We start from the raw sequence: 18,343 nt of genomic DNA, 5'->3' as shown, positions 1-18,343 counted from the left end.
ATGACCGGATATTCCCGCTCCCCGCGCCTGTTGAAAGCCGCCATCGTCGCGTTCCGCCTGCCGGTGCCGATCCCGGCGGTGATCCCGTTCCAGATCAATCCCGACACCATGAGCCGCACCGTCGAGGCCAATCTCGCCGAAAGCGAGGGCGGCACCGAGACCTTCCGCCTCGCCGGGGCGCCGAAGGAGACCTACAAGATCGAGACGGTGCTCGATGCGACCGACGATCTGGAACGCGACGATGCCACTGCGCGCACCATCGGCTTGCATGCGCGGCTCGCGCAGTTCGAGACGCTGATCTATCCCTTGTCGGCCACGGTCATCGCGAACAGCGTCATGATGGCGGCGGGCCGGGTCGAGGTCCTGCCCCCCAAGGCGCTCTTCACCGTCTTCGTCTGGGGCAGGTCGCGGATCCTGCCTGTCAGGATCTCGAGCCTGAACATCACCGAGGAAGCCTTCGATCCGAACCTGAACCCGATCCGGGCCAAGGTGGCGATGGACCTCGCGGTTCTCAGCACTTCCGACCTGCAGATCAGCCATCCGGGCTACGCGATGTTCCTCAGCCACCAGATCGTCAAGGAGACGATGGCGGCGGTCGGGCAGGTCAATTCGCTGGGCCGCGTGCTCGGCTCCGATATCGCGATCCTGTAGGAGGAGACGCCGTCATGTTCGACAGATCCAGCCGCTACGTCAATCGGCCCATCAAGACCTATATCGACGCCGACGGGCGCGAGATCAGCTATGTGGCCCGGCGGAAAATCCCTGAAAACCAGAGCATTATCGCTGAAATCCGCGTGCAGGACGGCGACCGGCTCGACCTCGTGGCAGAGCGTGCCTATGGCGATGCGCGCCTTTTCTGGCGGGTGATGGATGCCAATCCCGATCCCGATCCGCTGACGCTGGCCGACACGCCGCGCCCCACCGAGGGCGCGATCCCCGAGGTCACGCCGCGCCGCGCGGAGATGCGAGCGGTGCGCAAGCTCAGGCTGTCGCAGATCGAGCCGGGGGAGTGATACGACATGCTCGATGATCTACTCGGCGCAGGGTTTTCGGTCATGGCGGGGCAGGGCGTGCCGCGCCCGCTGCCACTGCCGATCATGGAGCAGTTCGTCTCCGCCGAGATCGCCATTTCCGACAGCGAGCGGTCGGGTTTCGAGTTGGTCTTCAGCGCGGTGCGGTCCCCCGCCCTGGCCGGCGTCTTCCCGGTGATGGTGGAGCCCGCGCTGAAGGCGGGCGCGCGGGTGGTGCTGACATCGGTGATCGGCATCCGCCCCGAAGTGCTGATGGACGGGATCGTCGAGACCGCCGAGTTCAAGCCGTCCGAGGGCGATGGCCCGGCGATGCTGCATGTGCGGGGCAAGGACCTGACCTTCGCCATGGACCGCGAGGAACGCGAGGTGGCGCATCCGGCGCAGGGCCCGGGCGAGATCGCGGCGCTGGTGCTTCTGGGCTATGCCCGGCTCGGGGTGGTCCCCCTGGTGATCCCGCCCAGCGCCGCCGAACGCCCCAACCCGATCGACCGCGTGCCGATGCAGCGCGGCACCGATTACGCCTATCTGAGCGAGCTCGCGGAAGCCCATGACAGCATCTTCACGCTGATCCCGGGGCCCGCGCCCTTGACCTCGGTCGCCTATTGGGGGCCGAAGCCCCGGATCGGCGTTCCGCAGCGCGCCATCACCACCGATATGGGCCCCGAGAACAACGTGTCCGGGCTGAGCTTCGAGAACGCCGCGTCGGAGGCCGCGAACGTGGCGGGCCAGGTGCAGGACCGGCAGAGCGGCCAGTCGGTTCCGGTGCAATCGGTGGCGCCGCAGCGGCCGCCGTTGGCGCAGGTCCCGGCGCTGGCCAATGCCGGGGTGATCCGGCGCAACCTCTTCCGCGCCAGCGGCGCGCAGAGCGCGGCGCAGGCCGTGGGCGAGGCGCAGTCGCAATCGGATGCGACGACGGATGTCGTGACGGTCAAGGGCGATCTCGATACCGGGCGCTACGGCGCCGTGCTGCAGACCCGCGGCCTCGTGGGCATGCGCGGGGCCGGGCTCGATCATGACGGGCTCTATTACGTCCAGAGCGTGGTGCACAAGATCAGCCGCGGCGCGTGGCTGCAATCCTTCACCCTCAACCGGGAGGGAACGGGCACCAACGTTCCCGTGGTGTTGCCATGACCGACCAATCCACCATCCGCGGCTTTTTCGGCAAGTATCGCGGCACCGTCGTGAACAATATCGATCCGAACCGGAAGGGGCGGCTGCAGGTTCAGGTGCCCTCGGTCTACGGCACCAACACGCTGAACTGGGCGATGCCCTCGGTGCCCTATGCGGGGCCCGACCAGGGTCTGTTCCTCATGCCGCCGGTGGGCGCCAATATCTGGGTCGAGTTCGAGGCGGGCGACATCAACAGCCCGATCTGGGCGGGTTGTTTCTGGGGCGAGGGCGAATGCCCGGGCAACCTGCCGCTCACCAAGCTCATCAAGACGCCCGGTGCGACCGTCACCCTCGACGAGGCGAACCCGGCGGCGCCGGTGACCATCGAGACGCCAGCGGGCCACCGGATCACGATCACCGCGCAGGGCATCACGCTGGAGACCTCGAGCGGCGCCAGGATCGAGCTTTCGGGCCCGCAGGTCAGCGTCAACAACGGCGCGCTGGAGGTGGTGTGATGAGCTTTCTTCTGCATCAGGGGGCGCAGGTCATGTGCAGCCATGCCGGGCAGGCCAATCCCACGACCGCCTCGCTGCGGGTGAAGCTGGGCGGCCAGCCGGCCACGACGATGGCCCATACCTACATGATCGCCGGATGCCCGTTCACCACGCCGGAGCCCGCGCCGAAACCCTGCACGATCGTGCAATGGACCACGCCCGCGACGCGGCTGCGCATCGAGGGACAGCCGGCGCTCCTCTCGACCTCGCAAGGGATCTGCAACGGCCCGCTCGGCGTGCAGGGCACCCCGCAGGTGGTCATGCAGCAGACCCGCGTGCGCGGGCAATAGCGAAAGGAGGGCCCGGTCATGTATCTCTCGCAGCCATTCCGGATCGACGGCACCGGACGGACGGCGACCACCGAGGACCGTCAGGCCCATGTGCGCGACATGATCGAGGCGGTGCTCTTCACCGCGCCCGGCGAGCGGGTGATGCGACCGGGCTTCGGCTCGGGCATCCACGAGATGCTCTTCGATGCCAATAACGAGGCGCTGGAGACCGCCGCCGAATTCCTCATCCAGTCGGCGATCCAGCAGCATCTGAGCAACGTGGTCAGCATCGAGGCGCTGGAGGTGGCGCGCGACGAGGGTCAGCTCAACATCACGCTCACCTATGTGGTCACCGGCGAGGACGAGCGCGTCACAGACACCTTCTCGCGGGAGGTCTAGGCGATGGCGCGGGTGGAAAGCTTTCTCGATCAGCGCCGCGAACGGCTCGCCGCCTCGGCGGCGGATATCAACGGCATCGCCGGGATCGAGGTGGATCTGGCGGATCCGACGATCCTTCGGGTGACGATGGTGCATCCGCTGCCGGGCGAGGCCGGGGGACGGCCGTCGGGCGGCGCGGCGCTCGGGCCGGGCGATCTGACCATTCGCGGCGGCGACCGGTTTCCGGCGGTGCGTCCGCTGGGCACCGCCTCGAACGGGCGGGTGCTGACGGTCACGGTCAACCGGGTGGGCGATTTCTCGACCTATGTTCTGAGCATCGACGAGGCCGTCGCGGGCATCGACCCCCTGCTGCGCAGCGTCGAGTTCCGCTTCCGGGTGCATTGCGACACCGATCTGGATTGCGAGGATCCGCCGCTGCCGCCGGAGCCGCCGGTGACCGAGCCGCGCCTGGACCATCTGGCGCGCGATTACGAGAGTTACCGGCGGATGATGCTCGACCGGATGGCCGTCACCGTGCCCGACTGGACCGAGCGCAACCCCGCCAGCCTCGGCGTGACGCTGGTGGAATGGCTGGCCAGCGTGGGCGACGAGCTGAGCTACAAGCTCGATCATGTCGGCACCGAATACAGCCTCGGGTCGGCGCGGCTGCGCAGCTCGGCCATGCGCCATGCGCGGCTGACCGGCTACCGCGCCCATAACGGGGTGAGCGCGCGGACCTTCGTACAGGTGCGCCTGCGGCCCGGCGTGCCGCCCTTCGCGCTGCCGGAAACCGGCGTGGCCTTCCTGACCCGGTCGCGGACCACGCGCGAGCCGGTGATCGCGCTTTCCGAGGTCGAACGCGAGCTGCGCCACGGCGCGGTGGCCTTCGAACCGGTCACTCCGAGGGTGCGGGATGCCGTCACGGGTAACCTAGTGCCCGATCCGGTGACGCTGCACGACACCAACCACGACATCGAGCTGCACCATTGGGGCGATCCCAACGCGGTGCTCGCCAAGGGCGCAACCGAGGCCTGGCTGCGCAATCCGCAAAGCGACGTGCAGCTGCAGGCCGGCGATATCCTGATCCTGTCGCAGCTGCGCGACCCGGGAACGCGGCGGGCGGCGGATGCCGATCCCGCATGCCGCCAGGCCGTGCGGCTGACCGAGGCGCCCGTCGTCCTGACCGACCCTCTGGAACAGGTGGATATCGGCGCGGGGCCCATCGACCTGCCGCTTCTGCGGATCCGCTGGGCGGCGGAAGACGCGCTCGGCTTCGATCTGCATGTGGGGCTGGCTCCGGGCGAGACCGAGCCCATGGCCATCGCGCTCGGCAATATCGTGCTGGCCGATCACGGCTTCACCCTGCCGGAGCCCGAGCCCCTGGGCGCCGCGCGTGGCCTGTTCGATCCCGAGGACCTGCCGGTGGGCACACCGCTTTCCGCACTCGACCGCCCGCGTTCGTTCCGGCCGCACCTGTCCCGGCGCGATCTGACCCATGCGGTGCGCCCCTTCGTGCCTGCCGACACCCTGGCCGCCGCTGCCTACCTGACGGTGCCGCCGGAAGATGCGGTGGCGGCGATCACGCTCAGTTGCGATGCCGAAGCCGATCCATGGACGCCGCGCGCGGATTTCATCGGCACCGCTGCCGACGCGCTGGCCTTCGTGCCCGAAGTCGAGGCGGATGGGACCACGCGGCTGCGCTTCTGGGCGGCGCCCGGCGGCACCGAGGGCCTGCACGGCAAGACGCCTGAGCCCGGCGAGACCTTCGAGGCGCGCTACCGCGTGGGCACGGGCACGGCGGGCAATGTGGGGGCCGAGGCCATCGCGCATATCGCGGCCTCGGGCATCGTCGCGCCGAATGTCGCCTCGGTGACCAACCCGCTTGCAGCGACCGGCGGGCGCAACCGCGAGACCATCGCCGAGATCCGCCAGCGCGCGCCCTTGGCCTTCACCCGCCAGTACCGCGCCGTCACGCTGGCCGATTACGAGGCGCTGCTGACGGATCGCGACGACGTGCAGCGCGCGCAGGCGCGCAAGCGCGATCTCGGCGGGTGGACGGCGATCTTTCTGACCGTGGACCGGGTGGGCGGCCTCGAGATCGACACGGACTTCCGCCGTGCACTGTTGGCCTATCTCGAACCGTTCCGGATGATGGGCCACGACCTGGCCATCGACGCCCCGGTCTACGTGCCGCTGGCCATCGAGCTGAAGGCCTGCGCCGAACCCGACGCCTTTGCCGACCGGATCGCCGAGGCGCTGGAAGACCGGTTCTCCACCGGGCTGATGCGCGACGGGCGGCGCGGCTATTTCCATCCCGACAACATCACCTTCTCGTCCGATATCTATCTCAGCCGGCTCTACGAGGCGGCGCTCGAGGTGGACGGCGTGTCGGATGTGCGCATCACCCGGTTCAGCCGCGCCGGACGGATGACCGACGAAGGGCTTGATGCGGGCGTGCTCAGTTTCGGGCCGCGCGAGATCCCGATCCTGTCGAACGATCCCAACCGCCCCTCCGAGGGCAGCCTGACCATCGTCGCGGAGGGAGGCCGATGACACGCTCACTGAAAATCCGGACGCCGCAACCCGTCGAGAACCGCCCCGGCCTCGACGAGATCCGCACGCGGGTCGGGACGCATTCGCAATTCTATGCCTCGATGCTGCGCCGGCTTGCCGATGCGCACCGTCCGGGCCTGTCGGACCTGCGCACGCGGACCGAGGGGGATTACACGCTGGGCCTGTTCGATGCCTGGGCTGGGGTCTGCCACACGCTCGCCTTCTATGCCGAGCGCGACGCCAACGAGGCCTATCTCAGGACGGCGACCGAGCGCGAGAGCGTGCGCGCCCATGCCGACCTGATCGGCTACCAGCTGGCGCCGGCGAAGGCCGCGGGCGTGCATCTGGCCTTCGAGGCGGAGCCCGGGGATGCGCCCGACGAGACGCTGGAATACGCGCCCGGCCTGCGCGTGCGCTCGGTGCCGCGGGATGGCGAGACGCCGCAGATCTTCGAGACGGTTGAGCCGCTGACCGCGCGGGCGGAGTGGAACGCCCTGACGCCGCGCCTTGCCTATCCGCAGGTGCTCGACGCGGACAGCGAGACCCTGTCGCTGACCGCCGATGTCGCGCGGGTCAATGCGGGCGATCCGATCCTGCTCATGCGCGGGAACATGCCCGTGGCCTTCGGCGAGGGCGAGGGCTTCCTGCGGCGTGTCAGCGATCGCAGCGCCGGGCTGGACGGCCGGCGGATCGTGGCGCTGAAGGCCGATCCGACCAATCCCCCGCCTTACGTCTATATCGCCTCGCTGCTGGTCTTTCCTGCCTGGGATGCGAACCAGGCGCTCAATTCCGCCAATCTTGGGGCGGCGGTCTCGGGCGGAAGCTGGACGGCCTCGGCGCTCAGCACGACGACGGCGCTGAACAATATCGGACTCTTCACGCTCAACCTCGCGATCAGTTCGCTGGTCTTCGTGCCGCCGGACCCGATCCTGCCCCATGCGATGCGGGTGCAGGCGGGCTTTTTCGGGAATATCGCGATCACCCGGCGAACCTCGCCGGTGGAAAGCGACACGACGGCGGGCCTCTCCGGGACGGGCGCGGTAATCTTTGCGGGGCCGTCCCTGTCGGCGGGCAGCTACACGACGCAACAGCCGAGCGACATCCTGTCCACGGCAGGGGATATCGACGAGGAAGGAACGCCCTCGTCGGGGCGCGGCTTCATTTACCTCGAACGCGAGTTCACCGAGATCACGCCGGGGCAGACCATCCTGATCCGCGACGCGACCCACGAGGCTTGGGTGAGCGTTCACGCCGCCGAAACGCAAAGCGTCGAGGGCTATTCGATGTCGGCCAAGGTGACGCGGCTGGAGGTGGCGCTGAGTGGCACCGGGCCGGACGGCGCCTCGGTCAGCCTCGAGACGTTCCAGACGCGGACCGCCACGGTCTTTGCCATGCCCGAGGCGCTGACCCTGTCGGACCTGCCGATCACGGCGCCGGTCGGCGCTGCCGACGGCGCGCTCACCACGTTCCAGGTCGAACTCGGCACGTCGGAGCTGCTGCTGCTGCCCGGCAAGACGGTGATCGTCACCGGCGAGCTCGAGGAACTCGCCGGCGTGGTCGCCTCGGAAGTGCTGGAGATCGCCGAGAACACGCTCGACAAGGGCCATTCGATCCTGACCTTCACCACGCCCTTCGCGAACCGCTATGTCCGCGCCAGCGTGACGATCTGCGCGAATGTCGCCTTCGCGACCCATGGCGAAACCGTGCAGGAGACCCTGGGCGATGGCGACGCCACGCGGCCCTTCCAGGCGTTTACGCTGTCGTCGAAGCCGCTCACATACGTCTCGGCCCGGACCGCGAGCGGCATGCTCCCGGCGCTCGAGGTGCGGGTCGATCGCGTGCTCTGGTCGCTGGTCGATGATTTCCGCGATGCGGGGCCGGAAGACCCTGTCTACATCGTGCGCCACGCCGAGGACGGTACCGCGCAGATCATCTTCGGCGGCGGTCAGCGGCTTCCCACCGGGCAGGACAACGTGGAGGCGGTCTACCGCAAGGGCGCGGGTCTTGCGGGGCATCTGGAGGCCCATCAGCTGACGCTGCTCGCCGCCAAGCCCGCCGGGCTGAAGGGCGTCACCAACCCGCTGCCGCCGGGCGGCGGGGCCGATGCGGAGGTTCTGGAGGACGCGCGGAAGAACGCGCCCCTGAAGGTGCTGACGCTGGGCCGCGTCGTGTCGCTGCGCGATTACGAGGATTTCGCCCGCGGCTTCGCATCGGTGGCCAAGGCCCGGGCGGACTGGACCTTCGACGGGTTCGATCGCCCGATCTACGTCACCGTCGCCGGACAGGACGGCGTCGAGCTGGCGGAGAACGGCGACGACATGCAAAACCTCAAGGCCGCGCTCGCCGAGGCCGGGGAGGCCGATCAGCGTGTCTACGTGCAGAATTACGCGCCGGTCGAGTTCGGCCTCGAAGCGCGGCTCTACGTCGATGCGGCCTTCGTGCCCGACGAGGTCGAGGCGGCGGCACGGGCGCAGGCGCTCGACGTCTTCTCCTTCGACAGCCGCGGTCTTGGCCAGCCGGTGACGCGCGCCGAGGCCATGGCCGCGCTGCAGGCCGTGCCGGGCGTGCTCGGCGTCGATGTCGATTTCCTCTACCGGCTGGGCCTGGGCAAGACGAATGAGCCGCATCTCGTCGCCGCTGTGGCGCAGCCCGATCTCTCGGGCGGCCTGCCGATCCCGGCGGAATTGCTGACCCTCGGCGAGGCGGCCCTCAAGCTGGAGATCGAACAATGACCCGTTTCGCCACCGACGATCTGTTCCAGCTGCTGCCTGCCTATCTGCGGGTCCGCGATGCCGAGGAAGGCGCCCGCGTGAAAGGCCGGGTCGCGCCCGGCGATGCGCGCGACATCGAGGATTTCGGACCGCTCAGAACACTCGCCTCGCTGATCGCCCGCGAGGCGCAGATCGTCGACGAAAGCCTCGACGATCTTTACGACAACGCCTTCATCGAGACCTGCGCGCCCTGGGTCATTCCCTATATCGGCGATCTTCTGGGCATGCGGGGGCTGGAGGACATCCCCGAAGGCATCGACATGCGCGCCCGGGTGGCCGATGCGCTGGCGCTGCGGGCGCGCAAGGGCACGCTGCGGGCGCTGGAGCATGCCTCGGGCACCGCGTCGAACTGGCCGGTCTATGCCGCCGAATACTGGAACCGGCTCGTGCACGCCCAGTCCATGCGCCTCCTGCATCCCGATTTCGGCGGCTCGGTCGACATGCGCGACCGCGCGGCGCTGGCCCGGATCGGCACCGCGTTCGAGCGCAATTCGCGCAATGTGGAAGTGCGCCGCATCGAGACCGCGGGCGGCCAGTGGAACCGCGGCAATATCGGCATCCATATCTGGCGGCTGCGCCCGTATTCGATCTCCGGCCATCCCGCCACGCAGGCGCCGGGCGACCGGCGGTTCCGCTTCCATCCTCTGGGATGCGACGCGCAGCTCTTCGACCGCGCCCATGACCGGCCTTTGATCGACACGCCGGTGACCGAGGACGTCCTGCCGAGCCCAATCGCCCGCTGGATCATGGACGAGGCGCCGGGCACCTTCTACGGCCAGAACCGCGCAATGATGCTGATGCTCGACGGCACCGAGGTGCCGGTCGAGCAAATCTGCGTGGCGCATCTGGGCGACGAGCCCGGCGGCGGGGCGGAGCCGCCGTGGAACCATCCGCCCCGCGACGACCGGATCATGATCGACCCGGAGCTTGGGCGCATTGTGCTGCGCACCGGCGATCCGGCCAATCCCGACCTGCGCGTCACCTGTCATTTCGCCCGCCCGCTGGAGATCGGCGGCGGCGAGCATGGCAGCCGCGATCTCGATGACCTTTCGGCGGGCACGGTGATCGCGCCGGGCGGCCCGCCGGTTTCGACGGCGATCAACGCGGCGGGCGGGCAGGGGCTCTTCGTGCTCGATGCCACCGACATCTACACCGCGGGCGGCACGATCACGGTGCCCGCGGGCGGCGCCCTGCGTCTCGTCGCGGCGACGCAGCATTTCCCGACGCTGCGGCTGACCTCGGAGCTCGATTTCGCGCTTGGCGACGGGGCCACGCTGGAGCTGAACGGGCTGCGCATCTTCAACGCTCCGGTACGGATCAGCGGCACCGGAGAGACCGCCACCATCGCCGACACGACGCTGGTGCCCGGACGGCGGCTGAACCGGCTCGGCGCGCCGGAGCAGCCCAATGCCGCGGCGCTCTTCGTCGATGCGGTGGGCATCACCCTCGACATGGCGCGGGTCATTACCGGCCCGGTGCGCCTCGAGGCCGAGGTGGATGCCTGCTTTGCCGAGACGATCATCGATGCCATGCGGCCGCAGAACCGGGCGATCTTCCTCAACGGGGCGCCGTTGCGCCAGGTGATCCGGCTCGACCGCTGCACGGTCCATGGCCGGGTCGAGACCGACGCCTTCGGCGAGGGCGACAGGCGGCCTATCGGCGGGTTGGGCGCGGTCTCCGAAGACGATCCGGAGGCGCGGCTGGCCACCTCGGACACCTTGTTCGTGAGCGACACCGTCCCGGCGGTCCGCGCCGAGCGCCGTCAGGTCGGCTGCATCCGGTTCTCCCATGTGCCGCCCGACAGCGTCACGCCGCGGCTCTATCGCTGCACCGAGGGGCCGGCGCCGGTCTTCGACAGCCTGCGCTACGCCGATCCCGATTACATGCTGCTGCGCGTGCAGACTGGCGACCACATCCTGCGCGGGGCCGAGAACCGTGGCGAGATCGGCGCCTATAACCGCGCGGCCCATACCGTGCGCCGGGACAATATCCGCCGCAGCATCGACGATTTCCTACGGTTCGGCCACGCCGCCGGGCTCTTTTGCAGCACGTAGCCACAGACTCGACCTTGCACTGGGAGGGCAAGACATGAACGGTGATTTTTCACGCTGGCGCGGCACCAATGCGCGCGCGCGGGGCTATACCGGCGTCCTCATCCAGCAGGGCCGCCTATACACCGATTCCGACTGGAACGAGAATGTCCAGATCCAGACCGAACGGGCCGAGACCGCGCTGGCGGACCTGATCGGGCCCGCGGGCACGCCGAAGGACCGACCGGGCTTCACGATTGCGGCGGCCGCGGGCGGGACGGGCGGGTTCCGGATCGGGGCCGGGGCCTTCTACGTCAACGGCCTCAAGGTCGAGAACCCGGCCATCACCGATTACGACACGCAGTCGGGCGACCTGTCGCTGCCGGCCTTTTCCGACGGCATCGCGAATGGCGACGAGGTGCTGATCTATCTGGAGGCGTGGAAAGGCCATGTGAACGCCTTCGACGACGTGCTCCTGAACGATCCGGCCCTGTCCGGCGCCGATACCGGCACCCGGATCAAGGCCCGCTGGCGCGTCGGAGTGCGCGCCGTGACGCTGACGGATGCCGAACGCGAGACGCTGATCGCCCGGGCGCGCTGCGGGATGATGCCCGACGGCTTCGCGGCGGGACCCGGCACCGGGCGCATGGCGGCGGGCACCAACCCGGCCGATCCGGCCGACGCGACCGATTGCCTGATCCCGCCCGAGGCGGGGTATCTCAGTCAGGAGAACCAGCTCTACCGCATCGCCATCGTCGAGGGCGGGGCGCGCAGCGCCGCCCGCTTCGTCTGGTCGCGCGAGAACGGCCATGTGGAGGCCGCGCTGGCGCTGAACACCGATGGCGATCTCGTCCTGCGGGGCGCGCGCGACGATGCCAATCTGGGCTTCGTGAATGGCGGCTGGGTCGAGGTCTTCGACGAGCGCAACCGCGCGCTCGGAACGGTGGGCGTGCTGTCGCGGATCGACATCTCGGCGCAGAACGGCACCGTGAGCTTCGACAATCCCGCCGTGGTCTTCGCCGATCTCATCAACCCGCGCGTCCGGCGCTGGGACCATGGCGGTCTGTCCGACCGCGGCCGCCCGCTCAGCGCCACGCCGACGCTGCTGGAGCATGGGGTCACGGTAAGCTTCACCACCGGCGAATACCGGGTCGGCGATGTCTGGATGTTCGAGGCCCGCGCGGCCACCGGCACGATCATCTGGACGCCGATGCCCAGCGAAAACCCCAACGACCCGGTGCCGCCGATGAGCTGGGGGCGGCATTTCGCGCCCCTCGCGCTGGCCCGCCGGCAGGGCAACACCATAGGCGGCATCATCGATATCCGCCCGCTGATCCCGCCGCTCGTCTGCCTCGAGGCCGAGGACGTGCGGTTCGACGACAGCATGTGCAACCTCGGCGCGGAGACGGTGCAGGAGGCGCTCGAGGCGCTCTGCCAGCAGACCACCGGGGCAGGGCTGTGCACCTTCGTGATCGGCGATGTCACCGAGCTGATCGACGTGGTGACCGGGCTGCCGCCGGGCCGGGATGTGAAACTCTGCCTGCGCGCGGGCCAGTTCGCCCTGCCGGGCACGCTGGAATTCACCGGCCTCGGTCACGTCACCGTCGAGGGCACCGGCCCGCAGACCGTCGTCAGCGTCGCCGGAAGCGAGGCCGCTTTCCTCTTTCGCGACTGCACCACGGTCCGGGTCACCGACATGTCGATCAACGGCGGCCGGATCGGCACCGATGCCGCGAGCGAGCGCGACGGCCGGCGCGGCGCCGTCAGCGCGTTCGATTGCGGAGATTCCAGCTTCGAGCGGCTGCGCCTGCGCTGCCGCAACGGGCGCGACCGCGCGGCGGCCTGCCTCGCGACGCGCAACGACCGGGGCCGCCCTTCGGTGCTGGTGCGCGATTGCAAGCTGCGTGTTGGCCAGTCGCAGATCGGCATCAACATCATCGACGCCGCCCGCGCGCGCGTGCAGGACAACGATCTGCGCCCGGCGGACGATGTCGGGCGCCGCGGCGTCCTTTCGCGGATCACGGCGGACCCGGTGCTGGTGGCGCGGCTGTCGCGGGGCATCCTGTGGTTCTCGGACAACCGGGCCGGCAATCTCGGGCAAGCGACCGTCATTCCCGAGGGACGGCGCGGCGCCGGACCGCGCGACACGCAAAGGATCGGCTTTCACGAACTCCGGGGCCGCGTCACCCGCGAGGCCTTCGCGCTGGAACGGCGCGGGCGCAGCATAACGGCCAATCTGCGCACCGATATCGCCGATACGCTGGCCGCAGAACTGCGCCGCAATGAGGCCAACCATATCGACGATGCCGGCGAGATGCGGCGGCACATCCGCAACGTGCTGGGCACCGCGATCCGCAATAACGGGCGCGTGCGCATCGGCGCGCAGACCAGCCGGGTGATCGACATGGACCGGCTTGCCATTGCCGAGGAAACCTTCATGGCGCAGGGCATCGTCGTGGCCGGGCGGCAGGTGACCGAGGCGCAGGTCTCCGGGAACACCATCACCCGCGCCACGGACGGTATCCGGATCGCGGCCTCGACGTCGAACGACCGCGAGCCGCCGCGCTGGCGCGACACGCGGCCCGACAACCGGGTGATCCGGGCGATCATCACCGGCAACGTCATCGAGGTCCGGCCGCTGGCCACCACCGCATCGGCCTTCGGCATCTTCCTCGGCCATGCGGACCGCGTGTCGGCGTCGGAGAACCTCATCTCCGGACCGGGCGGGATCAGCGATAATGACCGCCCGAGGCCGCATTACGGCCTTTACCAGTTCGGCTGGCGCGGCGCGCACCTGACCTGGAGCATGAACGGCGTCGAGGGCCTCTATAACGGGTATTTCGTCGGGCCCGAGACAAGCAGCCAGCCGAACCGCCGCTGGCAGCTGCGCGATAACGCCACCTCGGGCACCGTGCGCGCCTATGTGCTGGCACCCGATGTCGATGCGAACTGATCGTTTGGCTTGGTGCAGGGGGCGGCCTGTGGTAGTTTTAGCGCGTCAGAGAAGGTCGCTTGATCGTCTGGGGTATCCGTAGGGGCAACCTTACACTTCAAATGCCGTTCGACTCGGTTCGATGACACGGATGAGGCGCACCATGCGCCTCTACCCTTTTCTGGGGATGCGATTCCCCGAGGCGAGCCTTTCCTGAACCATGATGTGACTTCGGTCGGGGTGTCGTCTGGCCTCTTGTTCGGGGTCTTTTTGGGCGCGTTCATGTAGCCGGGACATATCGCTCCCGACCGGAGCCCGAGCTCGTTCGGAACTAAGTCTCACCGCGCAGGATCGGACCCGTCGGAACCTGCATCACGGGGGCTGCGGCTCCGAATATCTCGGTTGAAGTCCCATCGCGCCTCTTGGTGATCGAGGTCTTGCAAAGCTGTAGTCGCCTTCGGGAGATGACGCGCGCAAATCGTCAGGACCCGCTTTCGGAGTCCCCGCCCAGAAGGTGCCGCAGGTGGCGCACGGCGCGCGCGGCGCGCGCCTCGCGGAATGCCTTGGACGGACGGGGCTGGCGACCGATCACGCGCCGGATTTGCAGATCGCCGATCAACAGGTCGAGATAGAGGCCCACCGCCTCACCGGACTCGTCGAAGGCGAGTTGCGCGTCTTTCCTGGCGCGCAGGAGCACCTGCTCCAGGCGCGGAAAGACCGCTTCGCGCCCGGCCTTCGAGATCGTCGCGCCGAGTTCGCCGCTTGGGTCGGCGGCCGCCGCGCGGTTCAGCGCCACGGCCCGGTCGCCGGTGAGCAGGTCCAGAAGCTTCGGGCCAAGGCTGCCGAGGATCGACAGCGCGTCGTGATCCGTCTCGAGTTCCGCTTCGAGATGGCTTTTGACCTCGGCGGCGTTGCGCGTCACGAGCGCCTGAAACAGGCCCTGCTTGTCGCCGTACCACTTATAGAGCGTCTCGTTCGACGCGCGGGCCTTTTTCGCGATGCCCTGCATGGACGTGCCCGCATAGCCTTTTGCCTCCAGCAGCGCATAGGCCGCTTCTTCAATCTGTTGCTGGCGGATGGACCGGTTTTCTTCGCGCATGCCTCACACTCCCGTTGACAGAATCCGTAACTGGAATTACGGCTACGCGCAACCGTAACCACAATTACGCTTTTGGAGAAAGCCCGTGCCCAATTCCAACCGCCATGCCGCCGCAGCTCTTGCGATCCTGATCGTTCTTCAGCTGACGATGTTGTCCGCGCTTTATGCCGGGATCGAACCGCATCCCCCGATTGCCACGCCGCTCTTCGGTATCGCGCCTTTTATCGGGGCATCCGTGTCGCTGGCCCTTGCCGCCATCATGTCCAAGCCCGCGACCAGCGCCGCGGGCAGGGGCCTGAGCGTGCTGGCCGTGCTTTCGGCGCTCGTGTCGTTCGGGCCGCAGAAATACGTCGACCCGAATTTCGGATTGATCTGGCCCGCCGTCATGCTGGGCCAGGTGGCGGCCTCGGTGATCGTGATCGAGGTCGTGCGGATTTCCCGCCGGCGCCGCAGCGACCCGATGATGGCCTCCGACACAGGGCGCATATGATGGAACTCTCGCTCGTCGCCTTCGCGCTGATGTCGCTTGTGGTGGTCATGACACCCGGACCCACCGTCCTGCTGGCATTGTCCAACGGTTCCCGTTTCGGTCTGGCCGCTGCGGGCTGCGGCATCGCGGGTGCCGCGCTTTCGGACGCTGTTCTGATCCTTGCCGCCGCACTGGGCCTCGGCGCGCTGCTCATGGCCTCCGCCTTCTGGTTCGCCATCATGAAGTGGATCGGTGTCGTCTACCTGATCTGGATCGGCGTGCAGATGCTCGGCATGTCGGGCGGCTGCAAGGCGGCGTCTGAGGCCGCGTCAGGGGGGCGGCAACCGCGTCTGTCGATCTTCCGGAAAAGCTTCCTCGTCGCGGTGACCAATCCGAAAGGCTACCTGTTCTTCGCGGCGTTCCTGCCGCAATTCCTCGACCTCTCCGAAGCGCTCGTCCCGCAATACCTGGCGCTCGCCCTGATCTTCGTCGCGACGGATATCGCCGTGATGGCGATCTATGCCGGTTTGGGTGTGCGGGCGTCGCGCTTTCTCAAGGATCAAGGCAGCACGTGGATCGACCGTGGTTGCGGGGGCCTTCTGATCGGCCTTGCCGCGGCCCTCGCGCTTGTGCGCCGCGCCGGGGTTTCTTGAGCGGAGCGTGGCAGCGGTGGGCTGGCGTAAATTACCGGGCTTGGCGGGGCTACGTGCTGGTCGGAGGACGGCAAGCGGTTCGAGCCTCTGGGCATCGATCCCGGAGTTTTGACGGTCGCAGAGACAGGCTCTTTGACCGGTGGCGCACGGCGATCAGCTCAGAGCCCGTCCGCTTTGGGGCGACATCGCAAGGTGGCCCGGCGTTGATGCTGCATCGCGGTCATGACACACGCATGCAAATCCTTGTCCGTCAGAGCCACCCGGGCACGGCTTCATCGGACAGACGGCCCATCAGACGCGTTGGAACACGCTGCCCCAGCCCGTCACGCGCGCCGGATCCAGACCCACTTCGCGCAGGCAGTGCGCGGCTGTCACCGCGACGGAATCGAGGACCGGAACGCCGGTGGCATCCTCGATCCCGACTGCGACGGGCGCGCCGCGGAAATTCGTGCACACGATGGCGATCGCGTCCGGCTTTGCAGCGGCCACCTCTTCAACCAAGGCGCCAACCTGTTCGGGAGGGTAGGTGGCAAAGCTGTAATTTCCCTTGTCGTCCAGCCGAGCGGCGCTCACGACCTCGATGCCCTGCGACGCGTAGTTCGCGATCATGCGGGATTCGATGTCTTGGATATAGGGCGTGACCACGCCGAGCCGGCGAATGCCCATCTTTCTGAAGAGCGCTTCGTAGGCGAGGATCGTCGAGGTGGCGGGCACGCCCGTGCGCTCGGTGATCGCAGCACAGAGGGCGCGGTCCTTCTCGAGGCCCAACCAGCTCGCGGAGGTGCCGTTCCAGCAGATCAGGGCCGGTTCGGCTTCGGCGAGGCGTTCGGCGGCTTCGAGGATCGGCTCAAGCGTGAATTGCGATTGCGACGCTTCGGACATGGAGATCTCGACGACGCGAAACCGTCCGAAATGTGCGGTCGCCGCGTCTCCGAACGGGGCGAACATAGCCGAGGTATAGGGCTCCAGAACCGTGTTCGAGGACGGCGTGAGCATACCGACCCGGCGGCCGTCGACTGGCGTGTAATTCATGGTGTGGCATCCGGTTTCGTGCGGGCGATATGGCGGCCGTCCGGGTTTCCCACCGGTGCGCCGTTCAGCATTGTCGTCTGGCCGCGCAAGATCGTGCGGACGGGCCAGCCGGTAACCTCGAAGCCTTCCCACGGGGTGTAATCGGACCCGTGATGCAGATCGTCCTGCGAGATTCTGCGCGTGAGCGACGGGTCCCAGAGCACGATGTCGGCATCCTTGCCGATGGCGATGGAGCCCTTGGACTCCAGCCCGTAGATGCGGGCGTTATTGGTGGCGGTCAGCGTGGCGAAACGTTCGAGGCTGATGCGGCCTTTTGTGACCCCTTCGGAGAACAGGATCGGCAGGCGCGTCTCGATTCCCGGGATGCCGTTGGGAATATTGCGGAAGGACGTGCGCGCTCCGGGTGCGTCCTTGCCCGCTTTGTCGGCGAAGCGAAACGGGCAATGGTCGGAAGAAAACACGTCGAACGCGCCTTGCTCCAGGCCAGCCCAGATCGCTGCCTGTTCGTCCGTATCGCGGGGCGGGGGCGAACAGACCCATTTCGCGCCCTCGAACCCCGCGCGGTCGAGGTCGTCTGCCGTCAGCGTGATGTATTGCGGGCAGGTCTCCGCGAAGACGCGGACACCCCGGGCGCGGGCGCGCTGGATTTCGTCCAGCGCGGCACCGTTTGAGACGTGGACGATCATGACCGGCACATCCGCCACCTCCGCCAGCGTCGTTGCGCGATGCGTCGCTTCGCGCTCCACCGGGACGGGGCGGGTGCGCGCGTGGTGGACGGGCTGGGTGCGTCCATCCCGCTCCGCCTTGTCGCGCAGGAACTCTATGGCGTCCTCGTTCTCCGCGTGCACCATCGTCAGGGCACCCTGTTCACGGGCGACATCCATGACCTGGAGGATTTCGGCGTCCGTCAGGCGCATGCCCTGATAGGTCATGAAGACCTTGAAGCTGGTCATACCCTGCGCGATCAGCGCCGGCAGGTCCTGGCCCAGGGTCACGGGGTCGACCGATTTGACGATCAGGTGAAGTGAAACGTCGGTCAGGCACTGCCCCTCTGCCTTGGCGAGATAGGCGGTGACCGCGTCGCGCAGGCTCTGCCCGTCTTCGGGCAGGCAGAACGGCATGACCGTCGTGTTCCCGCCGCAGGCCGCAGCACGGGTCGCCGAGGCGAAGTCGTCGGCCATCTCTATGCCGGGACCCGAGGGCTGCGAGATGTGCACGTGGCTGTCGATGCCGCCAGGCATGGCGATCAGGCCTCTGGCGTCGATGACCTCCTCGCCGTCCAGATGGGTGCCAAGCGCCTCGATTTGCCCTCCCGTGATGCCGATGCTGCACAGCGAGACGCCGCCAGACGTGACGACGCGGGCGTTTCGGATGACGAGGTCATGTTGCATGGGCGATTGTCTTCATCGTTTCAGCTCCTGTGACGTGAGAGCGCGGAACGCCCGATGGCGCGGTTGGCGAG

The 18,343-nt window shown here is 68.1% G+C and carries 15 protein-coding genes; 12 read left to right on the top strand and 3 right to left on the bottom strand.

Translation table 11 applies throughout. The features are described 5' to 3' along the window. Genes BW990_RS14955 through BW990_RS14910 form a run of 10 tightly spaced genes read left to right on the top strand, consistent with a single transcriptional unit; the run spans position 1 to position 13,649 of the window. Complete coding sequence (locus tag BW990_RS14955) at positions 1–651, top strand: CIS tube protein (RefSeq protein ID WP_076449141.1); 651 nt, start codon at positions 1–3, stop codon at positions 649–651. Between the two features lie 14 nt (positions 652–665). Next, positions 666–1,013, top strand: a complete 348-nt coding sequence (locus BW990_RS14950) for a tail protein X (RefSeq protein ID WP_076449140.1) — start codon at positions 666–668, stop codon at positions 1,011–1,013. Positions 1,014–1,019: 6 nt separating this feature from the next. Next, positions 1,020–2,162, top strand: a complete 1,143-nt coding sequence (locus tag BW990_RS14945; RefSeq protein ID WP_076449139.1) for a hypothetical protein — start codon at positions 1,020–1,022, stop codon at positions 2,160–2,162. Next, positions 2,159–2,656, top strand: coding sequence for a phage baseplate assembly protein V (locus BW990_RS14940; protein WP_076449138.1), 498 nt, complete (start codon positions 2,159–2,161; stop codon positions 2,654–2,656). Before BW990_RS14945 ends, BW990_RS14940 begins: the two co-directional genes overlap by 4 nt. Further along, positions 2,656–2,985, top strand: a complete 330-nt coding sequence (locus tag BW990_RS14935; RefSeq protein WP_076449137.1) for a hypothetical protein — start codon at positions 2,656–2,658, stop codon at positions 2,983–2,985. The genes BW990_RS14940 and BW990_RS14935 overlap by 1 nt, the downstream gene beginning before the upstream one ends. Positions 2,986–3,003: 18 nt before the next feature. Then, positions 3,004–3,363 (top strand): GPW/gp25 family protein, encoded by a 360-nt coding sequence (locus BW990_RS14930; RefSeq protein ID WP_076449136.1) that lies wholly within the window; start codon positions 3,004–3,006, stop codon positions 3,361–3,363. A gap of 3 nt (positions 3,364–3,366) precedes the next feature. Next, a complete protein-coding gene (locus tag BW990_RS14925; RefSeq protein WP_076449134.1) occupies positions 3,367–5,895 on the top strand; it encodes a baseplate J/gp47 family protein in 2,529 nt (842 codons plus the stop codon). Further along, entirely contained in the window at positions 5,892–8,627 is a 2,736-nt protein-coding gene (locus tag BW990_RS14920; RefSeq protein WP_076449132.1) for a putative baseplate assembly protein, read from the top strand. Before BW990_RS14925 ends, BW990_RS14920 begins: the two co-directional genes overlap by 4 nt. After that, positions 8,624–10,720, top strand: coding sequence for a hypothetical protein (locus tag BW990_RS14915; protein ID WP_076449131.1), 2,097 nt, complete (start codon positions 8,624–8,626; stop codon positions 10,718–10,720). Before BW990_RS14920 ends, BW990_RS14915 begins: the two co-directional genes overlap by 4 nt. A gap of 34 nt (positions 10,721–10,754) precedes the next feature. Next, positions 10,755–13,649: a DUF6519 domain-containing protein gene (locus tag BW990_RS14910; RefSeq protein WP_076449129.1), complete on the top strand. Its 2,895-nt coding sequence runs from the start codon at positions 10,755–10,757 to the stop codon at positions 13,647–13,649. 460 nt (positions 13,650–14,109) lie between these two features. Here the strand turns inward: BW990_RS14910 and BW990_RS14905 are convergent, their stop codons facing one another. Continuing rightward, positions 14,110–14,727, bottom strand: coding sequence for a TetR/AcrR family transcriptional regulator (locus BW990_RS14905; protein ID WP_076449128.1), 618 nt, complete (start codon positions 14,725–14,727; stop codon positions 14,110–14,112). Positions 14,728–14,812: 85 nt separating this feature from the next. Here BW990_RS14905 and BW990_RS14900 point away from each other — a divergent pair, with 85 nt between their 5' ends. Together BW990_RS14900 and BW990_RS14895 are read left to right on the top strand one after the other, a co-directional pair. Next, positions 14,813–15,217, top strand: coding sequence for a hypothetical protein (locus BW990_RS14900; protein ID WP_076449126.1), 405 nt, complete (start codon positions 14,813–14,815; stop codon positions 15,215–15,217). Then, complete coding sequence (locus tag BW990_RS14895) at positions 15,217–15,849, top strand: LysE family translocator (protein ID WP_200798055.1); 633 nt, start codon at positions 15,217–15,219, stop codon at positions 15,847–15,849. Before BW990_RS14900 ends, BW990_RS14895 begins: the two co-directional genes overlap by 1 nt. 291 nt (positions 15,850–16,140) lie before the next feature. Here BW990_RS14895 and BW990_RS14890 read toward each other — a convergent pair whose 3' ends face one another. Beyond that, the gene (locus tag BW990_RS14890; RefSeq protein ID WP_076449122.1) at positions 16,141–16,881 is read right to left on the bottom strand and encodes a maleate cis-trans isomerase family protein; all 741 of its coding nucleotides are present in this window, start codon (positions 16,879–16,881) and stop codon (positions 16,141–16,143) included. Further along, positions 16,878–18,272, bottom strand: a complete 1,395-nt coding sequence (gene hydA / locus BW990_RS14885) for a dihydropyrimidinase (protein ID WP_076449120.1) — start codon at positions 18,270–18,272, stop codon at positions 16,878–16,880. The genes BW990_RS14890 and hydA overlap by 4 nt, the downstream gene beginning before the upstream one ends. Positions 18,273–18,343 lie beyond the last annotated feature (71 nt).

Source organism: Roseivivax lentus (assembly GCF_900156805.1).
GTDB lineage: Bacteria > Pseudomonadota > Alphaproteobacteria > Rhodobacterales > Rhodobacteraceae > Roseivivax > Roseivivax lentus.
This window is presented reverse-complemented; position numbering and strand designations above follow the sequence as displayed.

Bases quoted from the DNA above. Each gene is read 5' to 3' on its own strand.
- BW990_RS14955 (WP_076449141.1), top strand. From the start codon at position 1: ATGACCGGATATTCCCGCTCCCCGCGCCTGTTGAAAGCCGCCATCGTC.
- BW990_RS14950 (WP_076449140.1), top strand. From the start codon at position 666: ATGTTCGACAGATCCAGCCGCTACGTCAATCGGCCCATCAAGACCTAT.
- BW990_RS14945 (WP_076449139.1), top strand. From the start codon at position 1,020: ATGCTCGATGATCTACTCGGCGCAGGGTTTTCGGTCATGGCGGGGCAG.
- BW990_RS14940 (WP_076449138.1), top strand. From the start codon at position 2,159: ATGACCGACCAATCCACCATCCGCGGCTTTTTCGGCAAGTATCGCGGC.
- BW990_RS14935 (WP_076449137.1), top strand. From the start codon at position 2,656: ATGAGCTTTCTTCTGCATCAGGGGGCGCAGGTCATGTGCAGCCATGCC.
- BW990_RS14930 (WP_076449136.1), top strand. From the start codon at position 3,004: ATGTATCTCTCGCAGCCATTCCGGATCGACGGCACCGGACGGACGGCG.
- BW990_RS14925 (WP_076449134.1), top strand. From the start codon at position 3,367: ATGGCGCGGGTGGAAAGCTTTCTCGATCAGCGCCGCGAACGGCTCGCC.
- BW990_RS14920 (WP_076449132.1), top strand. From the start codon at position 5,892: ATGACACGCTCACTGAAAATCCGGACGCCGCAACCCGTCGAGAACCGC.
- BW990_RS14915 (WP_076449131.1), top strand. From the start codon at position 8,624: ATGACCCGTTTCGCCACCGACGATCTGTTCCAGCTGCTGCCTGCCTAT.
- BW990_RS14910 (WP_076449129.1), top strand. From the start codon at position 10,755: ATGAACGGTGATTTTTCACGCTGGCGCGGCACCAATGCGCGCGCGCGG.
- BW990_RS14905 (WP_076449128.1), bottom strand. From the start codon at position 14,727: ATGCGCGAAGAAAACCGGTCCATCCGCCAGCAACAGATTGAAGAAGCG.
- BW990_RS14895 (WP_200798055.1), top strand. From the start codon at position 15,217: ATGGAACTCTCGCTCGTCGCCTTCGCGCTGATGTCGCTTGTGGTGGTC.
- BW990_RS14890 (WP_076449122.1), bottom strand. From the start codon at position 16,881: ATGAATTACACGCCAGTCGACGGCCGCCGGGTCGGTATGCTCACGCCG.
- hydA (WP_076449120.1), bottom strand. From the start codon at position 18,272: ATGCAACATGACCTCGTCATCCGAAACGCCCGCGTCGTCACGTCTGGC.